The following is a 285-nucleotide window of genomic DNA, read 5'->3' as shown; positions in this document are numbered from 1 at the left end:
TATCTTTTGATTCCTACATCAAACCACAACCCAAGGTATCTGGCGATGATATATTAACAGTTGTATATCTTTTGATTCCTACATCAAACCACAACTTATAAATGGGCTGATAGAAACCCCCGACGTTGTATATCTTTTGATTCCTACATCAAACCACAACTGAAACGATATGCTCTGTTGATACGTGAGGTTGTATATCTTTTGATTCCTACATCAAACCACAACTCTTGTACGTGCTTGTATGTGCTTGGATGGTTGTATATCTTTTGATTCCTACATCAAACC

Source organism: Leyella stercorea DSM 18206, from assembly GCF_000235885.1.
In the GTDB taxonomy this organism is placed as follows: domain Bacteria; phylum Bacteroidota; class Bacteroidia; order Bacteroidales; family Bacteroidaceae; genus Prevotella; species Prevotella stercorea.
The sequence above is the reverse complement of the archived record's forward strand: the minus strand, read 5'-3'. Positions refer to the sequence as shown.